Origin of the sequence: Spelaeicoccus albus (genome assembly GCF_013409065.1) — a bacterium.
GTDB classification, from domain to species: domain Bacteria; phylum Actinomycetota; class Actinomycetes; order Actinomycetales; family Brevibacteriaceae; genus Spelaeicoccus; species Spelaeicoccus albus.
Genome location: NZ_JACBZP010000001.1, coordinates 1710078 through 1730731, shown reverse-complemented (window position 1 = coordinate 1730731; position 20654 = coordinate 1710078). Strand labels below are relative to the sequence as shown.

Sequence of the window (20654 nt, the reverse complement as noted above, 5' to 3'; positions counted from 1 at the left end):
AACCTAAGGGATGGGGCCAATGACGGCGTCAACAATCGATACCGAACTGGGCGAGAAGGCAGTCGCACTTGTCGAGAAATGGCTGGCGGCCGGCGACGGCGCCGAGGCCACCGGATCGGCTGCCCTGTTGGCCGAGGTCCTCAAGGACAAGGACGGGCTCGACTTCACGCTGGGCTTCGTCGATCGCGTCATCAGGCCCGAAGACGACAAGGTCGCTGCCGACAGTTTGAAGCACCTGGCACGCCACACGCCCGGGTTCCTGCCCTGGTACATGCGCTCGGCCGTCAAGCTCGGCGGGGCCATGGGCCAAGTGCTGCCGTCGGTCGTGATCCCCATCGCCCGGCGGGCAATGCGCGATATGGTCGGCCACCTCATCATCGACTCCCGGCCGGGCAAACTCGGCAAGGCGATCGCAAAGTTGAAGACGCCCGGAATCAGGCTCAATTTGAACCTCTTGGGCGAAGCGGTGCTGGGAAATGACGAATCGGATAGCCGGCTCGAGGGCACCCGGAAGATGTTGGCCCGCGACGACGTCGACTACGTCTCGATCAAGGTCTCCTCCATCGTCAACGAGGTGTCGTTGTGGGGATTTGACGAAACCGTCGAGCGGGTGACCCGGCGCCTGACTCCGCTGTACGAACTCGCCGCGAACTCGCCGCTGCCCAAATTCATCAATTTGGACATGGAGGAATACCACGATCTCGATCTGACGATCGCCGTGTTCGAACGGATCCTCGATCAGCCGCAGTTGCTTCATCTCGAGGCCGGCATCGTGCTGCAGGCGTATCTGCCCGATGCGCTGGGCGCCCTGCAGGGCCTCACCGAATGGTCGAAGGCGCGCCGGGCCCGCGGCGGCGCCGCGATCAAGGTCCGCCTGGTCAAGGGCGCCAATCTGGCCATGGAACACGTCGAAGCAGCAGTGCGCGGTTGGCCGCTGGCGCCGTACGGCCGCAAGCAGGACACCGACACCAACTACAAGCGCGTGCTGCAGTGGGCGCTGACCCCCGAGGTCGCGGACGCCGTCCGGCTCGGCGTGGCGGGGCACAATTTGTTCGACATTGCGTATGCCCGGCTGCTCTCGGTCGAACGGGGCGTCACCGACCAAATCGAGTTCGAGATGCTGCTCGGCATGGCCGAAGGACAGGCGGCCGCGATCTCGGACGAAGTCGGCGGACTGCTGCTCTACACGCCCGTCGTCCACCCGGATCACTTCGATGCGGCAATCAGCTATCTGGTTCGCCGGCTCGAAGAAAACTCCAGCACCGAGAACTTCATGTCGGCAGTCTTCGAGCTGACGACGCACCGCGAGCTGTTCGAACGTGAACGCGACAGATTCCTTGCGTCGCTGGCGGAGGTCGATACCGAAGCTCCGGCCCGCAACCGGCAGCAAAACCGACTCGAGACGCCGAACGAGCCGCCGGCGACCACGTTCGCCAACGAACCGGACACCGACCCGTCGCTACCCGACAACCGCGCGTGGGGCCGGCAGATCTTGTCTCGAGCCAAGTCGTCAACACTCGGCAATGCCACTATCGAGGCTGCCGCCGTCACCGATGCGAAGACGCTGGACGACATACTGGCCGGCCTCGTGGCCGCCCAGCCCAAGTGGGCCGCACTGGGCGGATCCGGGCGCGCCGACGTGCTGCACCGGGCTGCCCGGGGGCTTGCCGCCGCCCGCGGCGACCTCATTGAAGTGGCGGCCGTCGAAACCGGCAAGACCATCGACCAGTCCGATCCGGAAGTGTCCGAAGCCACCGACTTCGCAAGCTTCTACGCCGAATGCGCACGCGAGCTGGACAGCGTCGACGGCGCCGAGTTCGTGCCGTCGAAGCTGACGGTCGTCACGCCGCCGTGGAATTTTCCCATCGCCATCCCGACCGGGTCGATGCTCTCGGCACTGGCGGCCGGCAGCGCCGTCGTCGTCAAACCGGCGCCGCAGGCCCGCCGGTGCGCCGCAGTCATCGTCGACACGCTACACGCCGCCGGCATCCCCCGCGACGTCCTGCGCCTTGTCGACGTCGACGAGGGCGAACTCGGCAAACAACTCGTTTCCGACAGCCGTGTCGACCGAGTCATCCTGACGGGCGGCTACGAGACGGCCAAACTGTTCCGATCCTGGCGGCCCGACCTGCCGCTGCTTGCCGAGACGAGCGGGAAGAACTCGATAATCGTCACGCCGAGCGCCGACCTCGACCTGGCCGTCGCCGACGTCGTCCATTCGGCGTTCGGGCATGCCGGCCAGAAGTGCTCGGCGGCCAGCACCGTGATCCTGGTCGGCTCGGTCGCGACATCGACGCGGTTCCGCAATCAGCTGGTGGACGCCGTGTCGAGCCTGCGCGTGGACTATCCGACGAACCCGGTCAGCCAAATGGGCCCGGTGGTCGAGCCGGTCTCCGGCAAATTGAAGGAGGTGCTGACCACACTGGACGACGGTGAGACGTGGGCAGTGGAGCCCCGGCAGCTCGACGACACCGGACGGCTGTGGTCCCCCGGCGTCAAGGCCGGTGTGAAACCGGGCAGCGCCTACCACTTGACCGAGTACTTCGGTCCGGTGCTCGGCGTGATGACTGCCGAGACGCTGAAGGAGGCTATCGAGCTGCAAAATGCGCCGGTCTACGGGCTCACCGCCGGCCTGCACACTCTCGACCCGGACGACCTGGCCTATTGGCTGCCGCGGGTCCAGGCCGGCAACCTGTACGTCAATCGCGGCATCACCGGCGCGATAGTACGGCGGCAGCCGTTCGGCGGCTGGAAGAGGTCGTCCGTGGGCGCCGGCGCCAAGGCGGGCGGGCCGAATTACGTGGTCCACCTCGGTTCGTGGCACCCGGCCGAGCGGCGGTCGACGCCCGCGGCGCGGCCGGAGGGGCGAGCGGCGGCCTTGCTCGCGGCGTCCGGCACTCCCCAATCGGACGGCTATCTGGCGGTCTCGGCGGCCGACGATCAAGCCGAATGGGAACGCGAATTCGGCGTGGCTTCGGATGTGTCGGCACTCGGGCTGGAGCGAAACGTGTTCCGGTACCTGCCGATGGAGATCACCGTGCGTCTTGGCGAGAACGGGTCGCCGACCGAGTTGACTCGCGTCCTGCTGGCCGGCGCCCGCGCCGGAAGCACGGTGCACGTGAGTACCGGCGTGCCGCTGCCGGACGGATTCGTCAAGACCTTGACCGCGTCCGGCGCGTCCTACGTCGAAATGTCCGACCGAAAATGGTTGGACTCGCTGGCCGCGACGGGTCCGGGCACCGGGCGCATCCGCCTGATCGGCATGTCGGCCGCGGACGTGGCCGATGCACTGGGCGGCGATCCCGACGTCGCGGTATTCGCCGACCCCGTGACGACTGCCGGGCGGCTCGAACTGTTGCCGTTCATGCACGAACAAGCAGTGACCATCGCGGCGCACCGATTCGGTAACCCCGATGCCTGGTCGGATGGCATCATCTGACGTATGCCTACTTCGCCAACCCCAGCAATTACCGCCAGGATCGATGCGGCCCGCGCCGACATGGCCCGCGCCGGCCTGGACGCCATGCTCATCACGCCGGGCAGCGACCTGTTCTATCTGACCGGATATGCGGCATTGCCGCTCGAACGGTTGACGTGCCTGGTGCTGACGGACGGCGCCGCCGCCCTTGTGGTCCCGACCCTCGAGCGTCCGGCGGCCGAAGAAGCCGTCGACGACGCGTTGGGGCTCGACATCGTCGACCTGGGTGAGACCGACGACGTGGCGTCCCGGATCCGTTCACTGCTCGACGGCCGGATGAGCCGGGTCGCCGTCGACGACCACATGTGGGCGTCGCGCGTGTTGTGGCTGCAAGACGACGTCGGCGTCGGGCGGGTCCGTTTGGCCGGCGAGGTGCTTGCTCCGCTGCGCGAGATCAAGGACGATTACGAACTCGGCGAATTGCGCCGGGCCGGCGAGGCCATCGACCGCGTGCACGCGCGGGTGCCGGAAATGCTCACAGCCGGGCGCACCGAGGTCGAGGTGTCGGCGGCCATCAGCGCGGCGATCGTGGACGCCGGGCACGCGCGCACCGACTTCGCAATTGTGGCGGCAGGACCGAACGGCGCCAGCCCGCACCATGAACCCGGTAGCCGGGTCCTCCGGGACGGGGACGCGGTAGTCGTCGACATCGGCGGCACCCTGCCCTCCGGATATGCCTCGGATTGCACCCGCACCTATGTGGTCGGCCATGCCGATCCGGAACTTCAACGCATGTACGACGTGCTGTACCGGTCGCAGGCCGCAGCACGCGATCATGCCCGGCCCGGCGTCACGTGCGCGTCGGTGGACGCAGCGGCGCGGGACGTCATCGAACAGGCGGGATACGGCGAGTTCTTCACCCATCGCACCGGCCACGGCATCGGCTTGGAAACGCACGAGGACCCGTACATCGTGGACGGTAACGAACGCCGGGTCGAGCCCGGCATGGCGTTTTCGATCGAGCCGGGGATTTACCTGCCCGGCCTGTTCGGGGCCCGGATCGAAGACATCATGATCACGCTGCCAAGCGGTTGTCAGCCGGTGAACAATCAGCCGCGCACGCTTCGCTAACCCGCAAAACGCCCCGCGGCGTACAGAGCGCGTGGTTATGACGGGGCGGGCTATACGCGCCGGGGCGTTTTGCGGAGGACGGGTGGGTCAGCCCCGCAGGTCGGCGAGCACGGCATCGGTGAACGGCGGCCATACGTCGGCCGCCCACGGCCCGAAATCCCTGTCCGTCAATGCAACTGCTGCGGCGCCGGTATCCGGATCGACCCACAGGAAAGTGCCCGACTGGCCGAAGTGGCCGAATGTGGACGGCGAACTGTTCGCTCCGGTCCAGTGGGGATCCTTGTGATCGCGCAATTCGAATCCGAGTCCCCAATCGTTGGGCCGCTGCCTGCCGAAACCGGGTAGGACGCCGTCCAGTCCTTCGAAGGCCACGCGGGTGGCGGATGCGACAATGCCGGGGTCCAACAGCGTCGGCGCCTGCAGCTCGGCCGCGAACAGCGAGAGGTCTCGTGCCGACGAGACGGCCCCGGCGGCCGGCGATCCGGTGAACTCGGTGTCGGTCATGCCGAGCGGCTCCAACACGCCCTCGGCGACGTAATCGGCAAATGCGATGTCGGTGCTGTCGGCCACGAAGTCGGCGAGCACTTCGATACCGGCGTTCGAGTAGATCCGCCGGGTGCCGGCCGGCGCCCGCACCTTCCGTTCGGTCATGTCGAGGCCGGAGGCGTGAGAAAGCAGGTGGCGCACCGTCGACCCTTCCGGTCCCGCCGCATCGTCGAGCTCGAACGCTCCCTCCCGGCACGCCATCAGCGTTGCGTATGCCGACAGCAGCTTGGTCACCGACGCCAGCGGGTACGCTCGTCGTTGGTCCCCGGCCGTGCCGAGAACCTCGCCGCCGGCCGATACGACGGCCGCGCTGACGTGTTCGACGGGCCATTCGGATACCAGGGTCAAGGATTGCATGCCACGATACTAGGGCACCTGTTCGGACTCCGGATGCATGCCGCCGGCCGTCCGGCGCATGCGATGATGAACTCGAGAAGTGAATTTCCGTCAAGGGAGTACGTAATGTCCAATGACGAGTCCATTGAAATCAATGAGACCGCTTTGCCCGGGATCGGGCTACGGCACGATTTCATGACCGCGAAGGGCCAGCGCATCGGTGTCGTGTCGCATCGGAGCGGACGTCGCGACATCCTTGTCTATGACCGGGACGACCCCGATGCGTGCTCCAATACGATGACGCTGTCGCCCGAGGAGGCCGACACGGTGGCGGAATTCCTCGGCACCCACCGAGTGACCGAGCGATTGGCAACCTTGTCCGACCAGGTCTCGAGCCTGCGCACGCACAAGGTCAAGGTGGCGCACGGATCACCCTATGACGGTCACCCGCTGGGAGACGCCAAGGTACGCACCCGCACCGGCGCGTCGATTGTGGCTGTGCTGCGCGAGCAAGAGGCGATTGCCTCACCCACCCCGGATTTCTCCCTTGAAGGCGGCGACGTGCTGATTGTGGTCGGAACCGACGACGCCTTGTCCAGCGTTGACCAGATCATTGCCGGTTAGGGCCGCGTATGGGCTCCCCCATTCTCATTCTCGAGCTGGGCGCGATAATCCTCGGACTCGGTATCCTCGGCAGGCTCGCCGCACTGATCCAACTGTCGCCGATCCCGCTGTATCTGCTTGCCGGGCTGATGTTCGGCGTCGGCGGTGCCGCCCCGCTCGAAACAAGCGAGGAGTTCATCTCGGTCGGCGCCGAGATCGGCGTCATCCTGCTGCTGCTCCTTCTCGGACTTGAATATTCCGCCGACGAGCTGATCACGAATCTCCGCCGCAACTATCCGGGCGGCATCGTCGACTTCGTCGTCAACGCCGCCCCCGGAGCCATCGTCGGCATCATCCTGGGCTGGCCGATCCCCGGAATCCTGGCCATGGCCGGCGTCACGTACGCGACGTCGTCCGGCATCGCCGCAAAGCTGCTGACCGACTTGGGTCGTCTCGGTAACCGCGAAACGCCCATCGTGCTGTCCTTACTGGTCTTCGAAGACCTCACGATGGCAATTTATCTGCCGATCCTGACGGCGCTGCTGGCCGGCGTCGGCTTCTTGGGCGGATCGCTGACCGTGTTGATCGCCGTGGCAGCCGTCTCGGTCGCGCTCATCGTCGCGTTGAAGTTCGGCCGCGCAATCAACAAGATCATCTTCACCAACAGCGACGAACTGTTGCTCTTGGGCGTCTTCGGCATCGTCTTGATCATTGCCGGTATCGCGCAGCAGTTGCAGGTGTCGGACGCCGTCGGCGCGTTCCTCGTCGGCATCGCCCTGTCCGGCAAGGTCGCCGAAAGCGCGCGTGCCGTGCTGACGCCGCTGCGTGACCTGTTCGCCGCCGTTTTCTTCGTCTTCTTCGGCCTGCGGACCGATCCGCGCGACATCCCGTCGGTTCTGCTGATTGCCTTGGTACTCGTCCTCGTCACGGCCGCCACCAAGATCGGCGTCGGTGCCTGGTCGGCAGGGCGAGCCGGCATTGCTTTGCCCGGCCGTGTTCGTGCCGGCATGATGCTTGTACCGCGCGGTGAATTCAATATCGTCATCGCGGGTCTGGCCACCACTGCCGGACTGAACCAAATCGGCCCCCTGGCAGCCACCTACGTCATGATGATGGCAGTCCTGGGGCCGTTGCTGGCCCGATTCGCCGCCCCCTTGTTCCGGGCATTCGGCAAGATCCGAGATAGCGTGCGCGGCCCGGCAGGCAGTCCCGACTGACCGCTTCCTTGTCCAATAGCACAACACTTTGCTACCGGGATCGTGCGGGCGCACCATGGCTGCGGATGTCGCCGACCGTAAAGTGGCAGTCATGGCCTTGGATGTATTGCTGACCGGCGGACGTGTCATCGACCCCGAATCGGGGTTGGACGGCGTCCGGAACGTTGGAATCCGCGGCGGCACCGTCGCGTACATCGGCGACGACCGCGCGGACGCCGCACGCACCATCGACGTCTCCGGCCACGTCGTCGCCCCGGGGTTCATCGATATGCACAGTCACGCTCAAACCATTTCGGGGCATCGGTTACAAGCGCTGGACGGCGTCACCACCTCCCTCGAACTCGAAGGCGGCGCGCTGCCGGTGGCCGACCATTACGAATGGGCCGAAAGCGAGGGCCGCCCACTCAATTTCGGCTTTTCGGCCGGATGGGTCTACTCCAGGATGCACGTGCTGGACGGCGCGCCGGCGGTGCGGCCGCAGGACGACCGCGAATTCCGCATCCCCCTGGGCATGTTCGAACAGTTCCAGGACGGCGCCCGCTGGCGCGGACCGGCGGACGGCCGGGATATCGGGCGAATCCTCGACCTCGTCGAGAGGCAACTGCGCCACGGCGCCATCGGCATCGGCATGCTCGCCGGATACGCTCCCGACTTCACCGCGGAGGAATTCGGACGGTTGGCCGATTTGGCCGCCGAGACGACCCAGCCGATGTTCATCCATGCCCGATCCATGTCGGCGGAGCCGCCCGGCAGCGCTCTCGATGCCGCGCAGGAGATCATTGCCGAGGCCGAAGCCCATTCCGCGCCAATGCACCTGTGTCATATGAACTCGACCTCGGGGCACTTGGCGGACTCCGTCGCCGAGTCGCTGGCGGCCGCCAGGGCGCGCGGCGTACCGGTGACCACCGAGGCGTATCCCTATGCGGCAGGATCGACGGTGATCGGCGCGTCGTTCCTCGCCCCCGACGAGTTGCGCCGCAACCGGATGACCCCGTCGTCGATCACGTACCTGCCGACCGGCGAACGCGTGGCCAGCGAAGAACGTCTCGTCGAAATCCGTGCCAATGATCCGGGCGGTCTGTGCGTCTTGGAGTCGTTCGACCTGTGCGACCCTGCCGATAAAGCGATGCTGCTGCGTGCTCAAACGGTCCCGGACGCCGCTATCGCATCGGATGCGATGCCGCTGACGTTCTTCGGCACCGAATCACAGCGCCACGCCGCCGAGTGCGCCGCCACCGGCGACGTATGGCCGCTGCCGCCCGGACTCATCGCCCATCCGCGCAGCACCGGGTGCTTTGCTCGTGCGCTGAGCTGGCTGGTGCGCGACACCGGCGTGCTGACGCTCCCCGAGGCAATCCGTCGCTGCACGCTCATTCCCGCGCAGATCCTCGAAGAGGCGGCGCCGGCCATGCGCGCCAAGGGCCGTCTCCGAGTGGGAGCGGACGCCGATCTCACGGTATTCGACCCGGCGACCGTGGCAGCGCGCGGGGACTACACCTCCTTGCGCCCATCAACCGGGTTCCGGCACGTGTTCGTGGGCGGGACGCCGGTCGTGGCGGACGGCGAATTGGACGCCGCCGCGTTCCCCGGCAAGGCCGTTCGCGGGGCCGGAGCGCGGGCGGCATAGGACCATGGCCGGATCGGCGACTCTCGGCAGCCTGCTCGACCGAATCGGGCTGACCCTGCTGACGCCCGTTGCCGGCCCCGGCGACATGTCGACGGCCGTGTCATCGGTCACCGTCTACGATCCGCTCGATCCGGCCCCGCCCGGCGATGATTCCCTGGTGCTGGGCGTCGGAGTCGCCGACTCGGCCACCGCCGTCAAGCTGATCGACACGGTCGCCGGCACGCGGGCCGCCGGCATCGTCTTACGCGACCGGCTGACCGATGACGCCGATGTCGCTGCGGCAGCAGACAGGGCCGGCGTGGCATTGCTGGAATTGATTCGCGGCGCCTCCTGGATGCAGGTCACCTCGATCCTGTCGTCGATGTTGGACGTCGCCGACGTCTCGCCGACGGCGCCCGAGTCGCCCGAGGACCTGTTCGCCCTTGCCAATTCGGTCGCGGCGATAGTGGGAGGGCCCGTCACGATCGAAGACACGTCGTCGCACATCGTGGCCTTCTCGCCCGACCAGGGCCAATCCGATCCGGCACGCAAGGCGAGCGTGTTGAGCCACGAAGTGCCCGACGACCTCAAGGCGCGAATGCGCGACGACGGCACATTCCGGCGCGTGTACGCCTCCCCCGAGCCGGTCTTCGTCGACGCCATCGGGAACAACATCCGTGCCCGGGTGGTCATGCGATTGCAGGCGGGCGGCGAAATCCTCGGATCGATCTGGGTGGTCGCCGATGCGCCGCTGCCGTCCGTGCGCGCCAGGGCGCTGGCCGAGGCGGCCGGCGTCGTGGCCATGACCATGCTGCGGGCCCGCGTCACCCGTGATTCGGCGGCGCGTCTGCAAACGTCGCTGGTCTCGGGGTTGTTGGCGGGAGGCGCCGATGCTCGCGCCGCTGCCGCACAGGCCGGCGTCACCGGCGGACCGGTGTGCGTCATGGCCGTCGGCCAGGGCGATACGGATCCGGACGACACGGCGTCCGAGCAGAACTTGCAACACTTGTTCGGCGTCTTCACCATGCACTTGAAAACGGCGCACGCCCGCGCGCAGGCAGCATTGCTCGGCCGGACCATCTATGCGGTGCTGCCGGCCGCGGACGTCGGCCAGGTACGGGACGGCGCTCGGGATTTCGTCCGGCGCATCCGCTCCTCGCCGCGAGTATTCATCGGTATCGGCAGGCCCGTCGACGACGTCGCCCGGCTGCAAGCGTCGCGGCGCGAGGCCGATTGGACGCTCCGGGTATTGCGCGGCCGGCCGGGCGGCTCGGCCGTCGCGGCGTCCGACGACGTCCAGGTCGACATGCTGCTGCTGAAGATGTCGGATTTCCTTGGCGAATTCGGCCAGGAGCTCACCGGCCCGCTCGTGACATTAAACGGATACGACGGCGCCCACGGGACCGAATTGGTCGCCACGCTGCGCGCGTGGCTCGATTACTTCGGCGACGTCGGCTGTGCGGCCGATTCGATGCACATTCACAAGAACACGTTCCGCTACCGCATGCGCCGAATCGAGGAGGTCGCCGCGATCGACCTCGGCGACGTCGACCAGCGGTTCGCGTTGATGCTGCAACTCCGATTGTTCCCGGCCAGTAAGGATTCCCCATGACGTATGAAACCGACGGCTCGCTACTCGACAAGGCCCGCGCGGCCCTGCCGGACATGCTGGCCGATCTTCGGCAATTGGTTCTCTGCGAGTCGCCGACGTCCGATTTCGAGGCCGGACGCCGCAGCGCGGACCTGGTGGCGCAAGTCGGCTCGGAGCATCTCGGCACGGTTCCGGAGCGCGTCGAGAACGGCGGACGCGTCCACCTGCGCTGGCGGCTGGGCACGGGGCCGCGGCGCGTCGTCATCCTGACTCATCACGACACGGTGTGGCCGATCGGCTCGCTTGAAACGCATCCGTGGGTCTGCGCCGACGGCATTGTCCGCGGCCCCGGCTGCTTCGATATGAAGACCGGGCTCGTGCAAGCGTTCTACGCGCTGGGCGGGCTCATGGCCGATGGGGCCCCGCTGGACGGCGTCACGCTGCTGGTCACGGGCGACGAGGAGATCGGCTCGCCGACGTCGCGCGAGTTGATCGAAGCCGAGGCGGCCGACGCGGACGCCGTCTTCGTCCTCGAAGCCTCGGGGCCGGGCGGGGCCATCAAGACCCAGCGCAAGGGCACCTCCAATTACACAGTCACCGCGACGGGCCTTGCTGCGCATGCCGGTCTCGAGCCGGAGAACGGGGTGAACGCCGGCCTCGAGCTGGCCGCGCACATGCTCGCGATCGCCGAGTTCGGCGATGCGGACGCCGGAACGACGGTGACCCCGACAATGCTGGGTGGCGGCACGACGTCCAACACGGTTCCGGATTCCGCCTGGGTCGCCGTCGACGTGCGGGCCGCAACCATCGCCGAGCAAGACCGCGTGGATGAGCAAATGCACGGACTCGTCGCGCAGCTTCCCGGCGCCCGGGTGAGCGTGGACGGCGGGCCGAATCGTCCGCCGCTGGAAGCGGCCAGCTCCGGCGACTTGTTCACGCGGGCGTGCGGCCTTGCCGACCGGATCGGCGCCGGCCCGCTGTCCCGGGTGGCTGTCGGCGGCGCTTCCGACGGCAACTTCACCGCCGGGATGGGGGTGCCGACGCTTGACGGGCTCGGTGCCGTCGGCGGCGGCGCGCACGCCGATGACGAGCACGTCGTCATCGATCCGATCCCGGGGCGCACGGCACTGCTGGCCGCGCTCGTCGCCGATGTCCTGGATGGGGCGGGTGCCCGATGATGCACGCGCCCGGGGACGATGCTGCAGCGGAAGCGCGCGAGGCTGCCGACTCCGCAGGCGTCGTCGTCCGCGCGCTCGACACTGCGACGCCGATGGCGCCGGTGTCCCGCATGTTGTCGGCCGTGTGGAATCTCGGCCCGAACGAGACCCATGTGCCGGCCGAGCTGATGACCGCGATGGCGCACACCGGCAATTATCTGTCCGCCGCCTATCGCGACGGCGAGCCGGTCGGCGGGTGTATCGGTTTCTTTGCCGAGCCGCTCGGACGTCGCCTGCATTCGCATATTGCCGGCGTCGTGCCGCGTCTGGCCGGTCGCGGCATCGGGCGCGCGCTCAAGCTGCATCAGCGGGCCTGGTGTCTGGCGCGCGGCATCGACGAAGTCTCCTGGACGTTTGACCCGCTCGTTGCCCGCAACGCCTATTTCGACATTGCCCGTCTCGGAGCCCGGCCGGCCGAGTATTTGACCGATTTCTACGGGTCGCTGGACGACGTGTTCAATGCCGGGCAGCCGACCGACAGGCTGTTGCTGGTGTGGGATCTGCATGCGGCGTCCGCCACTGCCGCGGCGGCTCGCCCCGCCCCCGCCGACGCGCCCGCCGTCCTGAGAATTTCCGACGGCGAACCGGACGTGCGGCTCGAGTGCGGCGAGGGGGCCGACGTCGTGACCGCGGCAATCCCGCCGGATATCGATGCAGTGCGCGCGGCGGACCCGGCGCGGGCGGGCCGGTGGCGGCTGGCGCTGCGCCACGTGCTCACGTCGTTGCTCGAGTCGGGGCGGCACGTGCAGGGATTCGACAAATCCGGGTTTTATCTAGTGGGAGAGGGCTGACCATGCACATCGAGGAAATACGTCTGCACACGGTTCGGCTGCCGCTGGTGGCGCCGTTCACGACGTCGTTCAGCACGCAGACCGAGCGCAATGCGCTGCTTGTCGAGGTGCGCGGGACGTTCCGCACGGCCGACGGCGTGCGCGACGTCCTGGGCTGGGGTGAGTGCGTGTCCGGCTCCGATCCGTTCTACTCCAGCGAGTACGTCGACGGGTCGCGGCACGTCATCGAACACTATTTGGCGCCGGCGTTGCTGGAGCGGCAATCGCACACCGAAGTCACTGCCGAGACGGTCTCGGAGATCCTCGGGCACGTCGTGGGACACCCGATGGCCAAGGCGGCGTTGGAAATCGCGATTTTGGACGCGGAGCTGCACGGACGGGGTGAATCATTGGCGCGGTATCTGGGCGCGACTCGTACGTCCGTCCCGTCGGCCGTCTCCGTCGGCATCCAAGATTCGATTCCCGAACTGCTCGACCGGGTCGGCGGCTATCTCGACGAGGGTTATGCGCGTATCAAGATCAAGATCAAGCCGGGCTGGGACATCGAGCCGGTGCGCGCCATCCGTGAGCGATTCGGCTACCGGTTGCCGCTGCAGGTGGATGCGAATGCCGCGTTCACGCTGGTGGATGCGCCGCTGCTCCGCAGGCTCGACGAGTTCAACCTGCTCTTGATCGAGCAGCCCCTCGGCGAAGCGGATATTCGCCAGCACGCCAAGCTGGCCGCGGAAATGTCGACGCCCATGTGTTTGGACGAGTCGATAGTGTCGGCCGAGTCGGCGGCGGATGCCATCAGCCTCGGCGCAGCAGCGGTCATCAACATCAAGGCCGGGCGAGTCGGCGGCTACCTGGAAGCACGCAAGATCCACGATCTGGCCCGTGCGCTCGGAGTGGCCGTGTGGTGCGGCGGCATGCTCGAGACGGGCATCGGGCGCGCCGCCAATATCGCTCTGGCCGCATTGCCCGGTTTCACCTTGCCCGGCGACATCTCGTCGTCGTCCAGGTTTTATGCCACGGACATCACCGAGCCGTTCGTCGCCTCGGGCGGGCGGATGCAGGTGCCGACAGGTCCGGGCATCGGCGCCGAGCCGTTGCCGGAGGTGATGCGCGAGGTCACGACCGACGTCCGCGTCCTCTGAGGATCGGCACTCCGACCGCGATGATCGCTATCAGAAACAGCAGCCCGATAGCGGTCCCGGCCACTGCGGGAGCGCGATACCGTCCGCCGCGGCCGGACTGCGCATCGGACGAGTGCGTGGCCGCGGCGGGTTTCACCGTCGGCTCGGACGTGTCGACGTAGCGGGGACCCCGTTCGACATGCCCCACGGCGTCACCCGGGCGCAAGAGGCGCTGTACGGCGAGCCGCTCAGCGAACGCTTCGGCAGGGTCAAGGCCGGTCTGTCGTTGACTCAGGCACGGCTTGCAGAAATTCTCGGGCTCTCGGCTCCGATGCTCAGCCAACTGACCGGCGCCAGGCGGGTGAAGATCGGAAACCCGGCCGTCTACGAACGACTCGTCATGCTCGAAGAGCTCCTCGACGGGGCCGAGGGTCGATCGCCGGATGCCGCCGAAGAATTGCTGGCCCGGATTCAAGCGAGCCGCCCGGTCATGCGGCAAAGCCAACTGCACGCCGTCCGCCCGTCACCGTCCGATCTGCGGGCCGCCGCCCGTTCGATCGATGACGATTATCCGGCGGTGGCCGAGTTTTTACGTGCTCAGGCCGCGATGTGAACGGGCGGACTCATGCCTGCGCGAACCAACTGCGACCGGCGCTGCGACAATCGAAACGTGATACCAGCGAATTCCGGCCCGGCCGAGCTTGACGCAGAGCTCGCCCGACTGCTCGGCGATGCCGCCGCACTGGCTCCGGCCGCCGCCGTCCAGTACGCGGTGCGCGGGGAGTTGTCGGACGTCGTCACTGCCGGTTCGCTGCAGACCGTCGACGCGGCCGGCGCGCACATCCCCGCCGGCGACCGCGACCCCGTCCCCCCGGAATCCCTCTTCGACCTGGCCTCGGTGACGAAGGTCGTCTCGGCCATGACGCTGCTGACGCTCGTCGACGACGGTCTTGTCGACCTGGACGAGCCGATCGGCGCGTACCTCGACCAGTTCGCGGGCGGCGACAAGATGGCCGTCACGCTCCGTCATCTGCTCACCCACACGTCGGGACTCCCCGCGACCTGGTCGGGCTGGCAGGGCGTCCTCGGCACACGCTTCAGCCCCGCGGACTTCACCGCCGGAACGGCCCGGCGCGAGCTGCTCGCGGACTTGCTGGCCACTCCCTTGGCGCATCGGCCGGGCACGTATTGGGAGTATTCGTGCGTCGGATTCATCACTGCGATGGCGGCGGCCGAGCAGGCGGCGAACGCTCCGTGGCCGCTCCTCGTCCGCTCCCGCGTGCTGGAACCGCTCGAGCTGTCCGGCATCACCTTCTCGCCGGACCCCGCCCGAACAGCCGCGACCGAGCTGCAGCCCGACGCGGGCCGCGGCGTCGTCCGAGGAATCGTGCACGACGAGACGGCGTGGTCGCTGGGCGGCGCGTGCGCCAACGCGGGCCTGTTCGCCGCCGTGACCGACGTCGTCCGACTCGGCGAAGTCATCCGCGTACCGGGCGAGGGCAGGGTCGGCCGCGCCGCGACCCGGATGTGGCCCGAAGAGGTGCCCGCGACGTTCCGTCCTGCCGACGGGCCGGGGCAAGATCTCGCGCACGGGCACACGTTGGGCCTGCGCATCGGGCAGACGGAATGGATGACCGACGCCGGCGCCCGGGCGCGCGGACACAGCGGATTCACCGGGACGAGCTTGCACGTCGACCGGGAAAAGGGGTTGACTGTCGCAATACTGACCAATCGGGTCCACCCGCTGCGAACAACGGCCGACCCGGCTTCGGGCATTCACGCACTACGCCGTGCCATTACGTCGGCGATTTACGAGAGGACCTAGCTCGTGTCTGTGACATCGGAGTACAGCGACGGCAAACCGGCAGTCAGCTTTTGTTTGCTGGACGGCGGCGGCCGCGTCGTGGCCGAACGCGATTCGGGGACGCGATACTACCCCGCATCGACAATCAAACTCGCCGTCCTGCTGGCCGTGATGCGCGATATCGACGCCGGTCTTCGCAGTCTGGACGACACGGTCGTGGTTCGGCGCACGTTCACCAGCGCTCAACCCGGCGCCGACCCTTTCACTCTCGAAACCGATGACGCGGATGAGCGCTTCCCCGACGACGGCACGGCCATGCAGTTGCGCGACGTGCTCGACCGGATGATTTACCGGTCGTCGAACGAAGCCACCAACTTGGCACTCGAGCTCATCGGCTTGGACGCGGTGAACGACACGATCACCGATGCCGGACTGGTGTCGACAAAGATGAAACGCCTCATTGGCGATATCGCAGCACGCGACGGCGGCCTGACCAATCAGACGACGGCGTCCGATCTTGCCCGGCTGATGCGCGTCATCGTGTCCGGCATGCTCACGTCGGCCGGCAGCACCCGGTTCATGATCACCGCCCTCGAACACCAGGATTTCGCCTATATTGCGCCGGGCCTGCCGGCCGGAGTCCGGTGGGGCTCGAAATCGGGCTGGGTCGAGGGCATCACGCACGATGTGGCGTTCATCGGCACGCCCGGGACTGCTGCCACCCTGTATTTGGCAGTGTGCACGCGAGGGTACGACGAACGGCAGGGCATTGAAGCGGTCGGCGCCATGGCGGCCGGGATCACCACCCCGCTGTTGATCGCTGCCCCCGAAGACTTCGACGCCTGACTTCCTCCGGGGCAACCAGAGGCCCCACGCGGAACCTCCGTCGGCTTGTGCGATCGTTACCGATTCGTTGCCGCCAAGCAGTGGTGTGACGCACGTTACCCTGTAACATGAAATTGATTTTCGCCAGAATCCAATCAAGGACGAATGAATTCTCTATGACGGCTCAGACCCCTGACACGACGGCACCGACCATCGGTGTCGCGAACCGGGTGCGGGCAAAACTGCCCGAGATGTCGACGGTCATGACGAAAATCGCCCAGTTCCTGTTGGACAATCCGCAAGCGCCGCTGAAAATGAGTATCGGCGAACTGGCCGGTCGGGCCGGCACCTCCCCGGCCACCGTGACGAGGTTCTGCCGGCTGCTCGGCTTTGCCGGGTACTCGCCGCTTCGCGTGAGCATTGCCACCGACCTGGGCCGCGCAGCGGGCCGGGAGACCTGGACCATCGACATCGGCCGGGCATTCGGACCCGACGATTCACCGCGAGCCGTACTCAGCACCCTCGTCAACGCGCACACCAGATCGCTGCAAGAGACCGCCGCCATCATGGACCTGCCGCTGTTGAAGCGCGTGGCACACAAGATCGCCGTCAGCACGCACGTCGACATCTACGGCGTCGGCGGCAGTTCGATGCTTGCCGCCGAAATGCAGGCCCGGCTCTACCGGATCGGCATCAACACGCACTATTGGGCCGAGGTCCATGCCGGGCTCACGAGCGCGGCCGTCCAGGGTCGGACATGCGTGGCGATCGGGATCTCCAACACCGGTCACACCGACGAGACAATCCAAATGCTGCGGCAGGCCGGTCACGCGGGTGCGCTGACCGTCGCGATCAGCAACAACCCGACGTCCCCGCTTGCCGAAGAAGCGGACGTGCGCATCATCACCTCGGTGTACGAGCAATACCTCCAACCCGACGACTTGTCGGCCAAGCACGTACAACTGCTCGTGCTCGACTTGTTGTACCTGTTGGTCGCACAGGAGGACTTCCAGCAATCGACGACGAATCTGGCATTGACGGCAGAAGCGGTGTCCACGCACCGGGTGGCCTCCGAAGGAGCGATGCCGGCCAGGCCGCGGCATTCGCAGCAATGAGTAACAACCCCTCTAGGAGAAGGCAAACGAAATGAAGATACAAGATCAGCCCTTAGCGCGGCGCAACGTCATGCGCGCCGCCCTGGCTTCGGCCGTGGCGGTGCCGATTGGCGCCTCGATGGCGTCGTGCGCCACCGGCGGCGGAAGCGATAAGAGCGACAAGAAGGGGTCTTCCGGCAAGAAGTCGGAAAAGAACCCCTTCGGCATGGCTGCCGATTCGACAATCGACGCGGTCATCTTCAAGGGCGGCTATGGCATCGAATACGCCAAATTCGCCGGGAAAATCGTCAAGAAGGACTTCCCCAAGGCGACGGTCAAGGTGTCTCCGCAGACGAACATCGCACAAACGCTGCAACCGCGCTTCGTCAGCGGCAATCCGCCGGACCTGATCGACAACTCCGGCGCCAATCTGATCAGCTTCCAGGCGATCCTCGACCAGCTCGAGGACCTGACCGACGTCACCGAGGCCAAGAACCTCGAGGGCAAGGTCATCAAGGACACGCTGTACGGCGGCGCGCTCGCACCGGGCATGTTCGGCGACAAGCTCGCCTCCATCAACTACGTGCTCACCGTTTACGGCATCTGGTATTCCAAGACGCTGTTCGACAAGCACGGGTGGAAGACGCCAAAGACCTGGGACGAGATGTTCGAACTGGGCAAGAAGGCCAAAAAGGCGAACAAGTACCTGTTCTGCTGGGGCAAGGAAGCCGCCACCTACTATCTGACCATGTGCATCGCGTCGGCCATCAAAGAAGGCGGCGACCCGGTCCGGCTGAAGCTCGGCAATCTCAAACCGAACTGCTGGTCGGATGACTCGGTGCAGGGCGTGCTGAAGGCGATGAAGAAGATCATCGACGCCGATATGGTCAAACCGGGCGGCGCCGGCACGCAGTTCACCGCCGCGCAGGCGCAGTGGAGCAATGCCGAAGATGCGATCCTCTACCCCTCGGGCGGCTGGATCGAAAACGAGATGAAGGATCAGACCAAGAAGAACTTCAAGATGACGGGGTTCACCGAGCCGACCCTGACCTCGGATTCGAAGTTTCCGTACGATTCACTGCACAGCGCCGGCGGCGAAGGCTATATCGTCCCGTCGCAGGGCAAGAACGTTCCGGGCGGCAAGGAATTCCTGCGCACCATGTTGTCGAAGCAGGCAGCGACAAACTTCTCGAAGACCGTCCTGTCTCCCACCATCGTCAAGGATTTGGTGCCGCCGGACGGATTCGGCTCGACCGCGCTCGTGTCGCAGACGAAGATGCTCGATGCTGCCGGCGACAACGTGTTCACGTGGAAGTTCGTCGACAATTACGGCATGAACGACGACCTGCTGACATTGTGGAACGCGTTCCTGGCCGGCAAGTCGTCGGTCGCCAAGCTGACTGCGGGCATGCAAAAGATCACCGACAAGGTCCGCAATGACAAGTCGGTCAAGAAGATCAAGGTCACATGAGCGCATTACGCACACAGCCGAAGGCGGGGAAGGCGGCACCGGCCGCCCCCCGCCGCCGGCGCTTGAAGAAGTGGCTGACTTTCGACCGGATCAGCTTTCTCGTGGTGTTTTTGGGTATCCCGGTCGCCATCTACGCGATCTTCGTGGTGTCTCCGTTCGTCCAGGCTTTCAACTATTCGCTGACGAATTGGTCGGGATTCTCTCCCGATATGGACTACATCGGTCTGTCGAACTACACGACGATCTTCGCCGACGACAAGTTCACTACGTCGCTGCGCAACAGCATCGTGCTGTTGATTGTGCTGCCGCTCGTGACGGTCGTCCTGGCACTCATCCTTGCGTCGTTCGTGACGGTGGGCGGCAGCAGCAAGGGGCAGATCCGCGGTTTGCGGAACTCGAGTTTCTACCGCGTCATCTCATTCTTCCCCTATGTTGTGCCGGCCATCGTCATCGGACTCATTTGGGGCCAGGTGTACGACCCGAGCGCCGGGTTGATCAACGGGATCCTCACGAACCTCGGCTTCGATGGTTTCAAGTCCTTTGCGTGGCTGGGTACTCAGCTCACTGCGCTTCCGGCCACGATGTTCGTGATCGTGTGGGGGCTCGTCGGCTTTTACATGGTGCTGTTCGTGGCGGCCATCAAGGGAATTCCTTCGGAATTGTACGAAGCCGCCCGTATTGACGGAGCCGGACGATTCCGCACGCTTGTCACTATCACGATTCCGCTCATCCGCGACAATATTCAAACCGCGTACATCTACATGGGCATCTTGGCCCTTGACGCGTTCGTGTACATGCAAGCGCTCGAACCCGGAGGCGGGCCGAACAACTCGACGCTCGTCATCTCGCAAGAGCTGTTCCAAACCGCATTCACGAAGGGGAAGTTCGGCGAGGCGTGCGCCATGGGCGTCGTGCTGGCCATCATCACCCTGATCTTCTCGGCGGTGGTCTTCATGGTCAACCGTTTCTCCGGCGGAACGAATGAGGCGGCGGAATGAGCACACCGACTACCGACATACTCCGCGAAACGCCCGTGGCGCCGCCCGAGAAATCGTCGCGCAGCGACAAAGTCGTCGCCGGGCTGTCCCATACGGCGCTCACCATCTGGTCCATCTTGATCATCGTGCCGCTGGCGTGGACCCTGATGTCGTCGTTCAAGACGTCCAAGGAGATCTTCGCGTCTCCGTTCGCACTGCCCAAGCACTGGAACTTCGACAACTACGCGCACGCGTGGACGACTGCCGGCATCGGCAGCTTCTTCCTCAATACCGTGATAGTCGTCGGATGCGCGCTGATCTTGACCATGTTGCTCGGCTCGATGTGCGCATACGTGCTGGCTCGGTTCCAGTTCCCCGGCCGGATGTGGATCTACTACGCCATGCTTGCCGGGCTGACGTTCCCGATCTTCCTCGCCATCGTGCCGCTGTTCTTCATCTTGAAGAACTTCGGCATCTTGAACAGCCTGCCCGGTCTGATCATCACGTACACGGCGTTCGCCTTGCCGTTCACGGTGTTCTTCCTGTTCGCGTTCTTCAAGTCGCTCCCCGGGTCGATCGGCGAGGCGGCCGAGCTTGACGGCGCCGGCGACTGGCGGACGTTTTTCCAAGTCATGCTGCCGATGGCGAAGCCCGGGCTCGCCACTGTCACGATTCTCAACTTCGTGGGCCTGTGGAACCAGTTCCTGCTGCCGATCGCGCTCAATACGAACGTGGACGACTACGTGTTGACGCAAGGCATGGCCAGGTTCGCCTCGCAAGCCGGCTACTCGGTCGATTACGGCGCGTTGAACGCCGCCGCCATCATCGTGATAGTCCCCGTGCTCATCGTGTATCTGATCTTCCAGCGGCAGCTGCAGGGGTCGGTCACGCAGGGGGCGATGAAGTAGCGGC

Annotated in this window: 18 protein-coding genes; 16 read left to right on the top strand and 2 right to left on the bottom strand. The window is 66.0% G+C overall.

Features of this window, described 5'->3' with window-relative positions:
- Window positions 1-19 precede the first annotated feature (19 nt).
- Window positions 20-3439, top strand: a complete 3420-nt coding sequence (locus tag BJY26_RS07975) for a bifunctional proline dehydrogenase/L-glutamate gamma-semialdehyde dehydrogenase (protein ID WP_237249048.1) — start codon at window positions 20-22, stop codon at window positions 3437-3439.
- Between the two features lie 3 nt (window positions 3440-3442).
- Window positions 3443-4549 carry a M24 family metallopeptidase gene (locus tag BJY26_RS07970; protein WP_179427173.1) on the top strand — a complete coding sequence of 369 codons (1107 nt, stop codon included), beginning with the start codon at window positions 3443-3445 and terminating at the stop codon, window positions 4547-4549.
- A gap of 87 nt (window positions 4550-4636) precedes the next feature.
- Here BJY26_RS07970 and BJY26_RS07965 read toward each other — a convergent pair whose 3' ends face one another.
- Window positions 4637-5452, bottom strand: coding sequence for a serine hydrolase domain-containing protein (locus tag BJY26_RS07965; protein WP_179427171.1), 816 nt, complete (start codon window positions 5450-5452; stop codon window positions 4637-4639).
- A gap of 105 nt (window positions 5453-5557) precedes the next feature.
- Between BJY26_RS07965 and BJY26_RS07960 the strand changes: the two genes are divergently transcribed.
- From BJY26_RS07960 to menC, 7 genes are read left to right on the top strand one after another with little or no spacing between them, the layout of a single operon-like run.
- On the top strand, window positions 5558-6055 hold the full coding sequence (locus tag BJY26_RS07960) for a cation:proton antiporter regulatory subunit (protein ID WP_218852324.1): 498 nt from the start codon (window positions 5558-5560) through the stop codon (window positions 6053-6055).
- A gap of 8 nt (window positions 6056-6063) precedes the next feature.
- Window positions 6064-7251 carry a cation:proton antiporter gene (locus BJY26_RS07955; RefSeq protein WP_179427169.1) on the top strand — a complete coding sequence of 396 codons (1188 nt, stop codon included), beginning with the start codon at window positions 6064-6066 and terminating at the stop codon, window positions 7249-7251.
- 55 nt (window positions 7252-7306) lie between these two features.
- Window positions 7307-8878, top strand: a complete 1572-nt coding sequence (locus BJY26_RS07950) for an amidohydrolase family protein (RefSeq protein WP_269151192.1) — start codon at window positions 7307-7309, stop codon at window positions 8876-8878.
- Between the two features lie 4 nt (window positions 8879-8882).
- A complete protein-coding gene (locus BJY26_RS07945) occupies window positions 8883-10469 on the top strand; it encodes a PucR family transcriptional regulator (RefSeq protein WP_179427166.1) in 1587 nt (528 codons plus the stop codon).
- Entirely contained in the window at window positions 10466-11626 is a 1161-nt protein-coding gene (locus BJY26_RS07940) for a M20 family metallopeptidase (RefSeq protein ID WP_179427164.1), read from the top strand. Before BJY26_RS07945 ends, BJY26_RS07940 begins: the two co-directional genes overlap by 4 nt.
- Window positions 11623-12456, top strand: coding sequence for a GNAT family N-acetyltransferase (locus BJY26_RS07935; RefSeq protein WP_179427162.1), 834 nt, complete (start codon window positions 11623-11625; stop codon window positions 12454-12456). Before BJY26_RS07940 ends, BJY26_RS07935 begins: the two co-directional genes overlap by 4 nt.
- 2 nt (window positions 12457-12458) lie before the next feature.
- On the top strand, window positions 12459-13592 hold the full coding sequence (menC, locus tag BJY26_RS07930) for an o-succinylbenzoate synthase (protein WP_179427160.1): 1134 nt from the start codon (window positions 12459-12461) through the stop codon (window positions 13590-13592).
- On the opposite strand, the gene BJY26_RS07925 is transcribed toward menC, so the two are convergent.
- Window positions 13567-13779 carry a hypothetical protein gene (locus BJY26_RS07925; RefSeq protein WP_179427158.1) on the bottom strand — a complete coding sequence of 71 codons (213 nt, stop codon included), beginning with the start codon at window positions 13777-13779 and terminating at the stop codon, window positions 13567-13569. The two genes, menC and BJY26_RS07925, sit on opposite strands and share 26 nt — an antisense overlap.
- Here BJY26_RS07925 and BJY26_RS07920 point away from each other — a divergent pair.
- The 7 genes from BJY26_RS07920 (at window position 13771) to BJY26_RS07890 (ending at window position 20650) form a co-directional block, all read left to right on the top strand.
- Window positions 13771-14184 (top strand): XRE family transcriptional regulator, encoded by a 414-nt coding sequence (locus tag BJY26_RS07920; RefSeq protein ID WP_179427156.1) that lies wholly within the window; start codon window positions 13771-13773, stop codon window positions 14182-14184. The genes BJY26_RS07925 and BJY26_RS07920 overlap by 9 nt on opposite strands.
- A gap of 57 nt (window positions 14185-14241) precedes the next feature.
- On the top strand, window positions 14242-15396 hold the full coding sequence (locus tag BJY26_RS07915; RefSeq protein ID WP_179427155.1) for a serine hydrolase domain-containing protein: 1155 nt from the start codon (window positions 14242-14244) through the stop codon (window positions 15394-15396).
- Window positions 15397-15399: 3 nt separating this feature from the next.
- The gene (locus BJY26_RS07910; protein ID WP_179427153.1) at window positions 15400-16221 is read left to right on the top strand and encodes a serine hydrolase; all 822 of its coding nucleotides are present in this window, start codon (window positions 15400-15402) and stop codon (window positions 16219-16221) included.
- Window positions 16222-16376: 155 nt separating this feature from the next.
- Window positions 16377-17315: a MurR/RpiR family transcriptional regulator gene (locus tag BJY26_RS07905; protein WP_179427151.1), complete on the top strand. Its 939-nt coding sequence runs from the start codon at window positions 16377-16379 to the stop codon at window positions 17313-17315.
- A 31-nt stretch (window positions 17316-17346) separates the two neighbouring features.
- A complete protein-coding gene (ngcE, locus tag BJY26_RS07900; protein WP_179427149.1) occupies window positions 17347-18765 on the top strand; it encodes an N-acetylglucosamine/diacetylchitobiose ABC transporter substrate-binding protein in 1419 nt (472 codons plus the stop codon).
- Window positions 18762-19763, top strand: coding sequence for a carbohydrate ABC transporter permease (locus BJY26_RS07895; protein ID WP_179427147.1), 1002 nt, complete (start codon window positions 18762-18764; stop codon window positions 19761-19763). Before ngcE ends, BJY26_RS07895 begins: the two co-directional genes overlap by 4 nt.
- A complete protein-coding gene (locus BJY26_RS07890; protein WP_179427145.1) occupies window positions 19760-20650 on the top strand; it encodes a carbohydrate ABC transporter permease in 891 nt (296 codons plus the stop codon). The genes BJY26_RS07895 and BJY26_RS07890 overlap by 4 nt, the downstream gene beginning before the upstream one ends.
- Window positions 20651-20654: the final 4 nt, after the last annotated feature.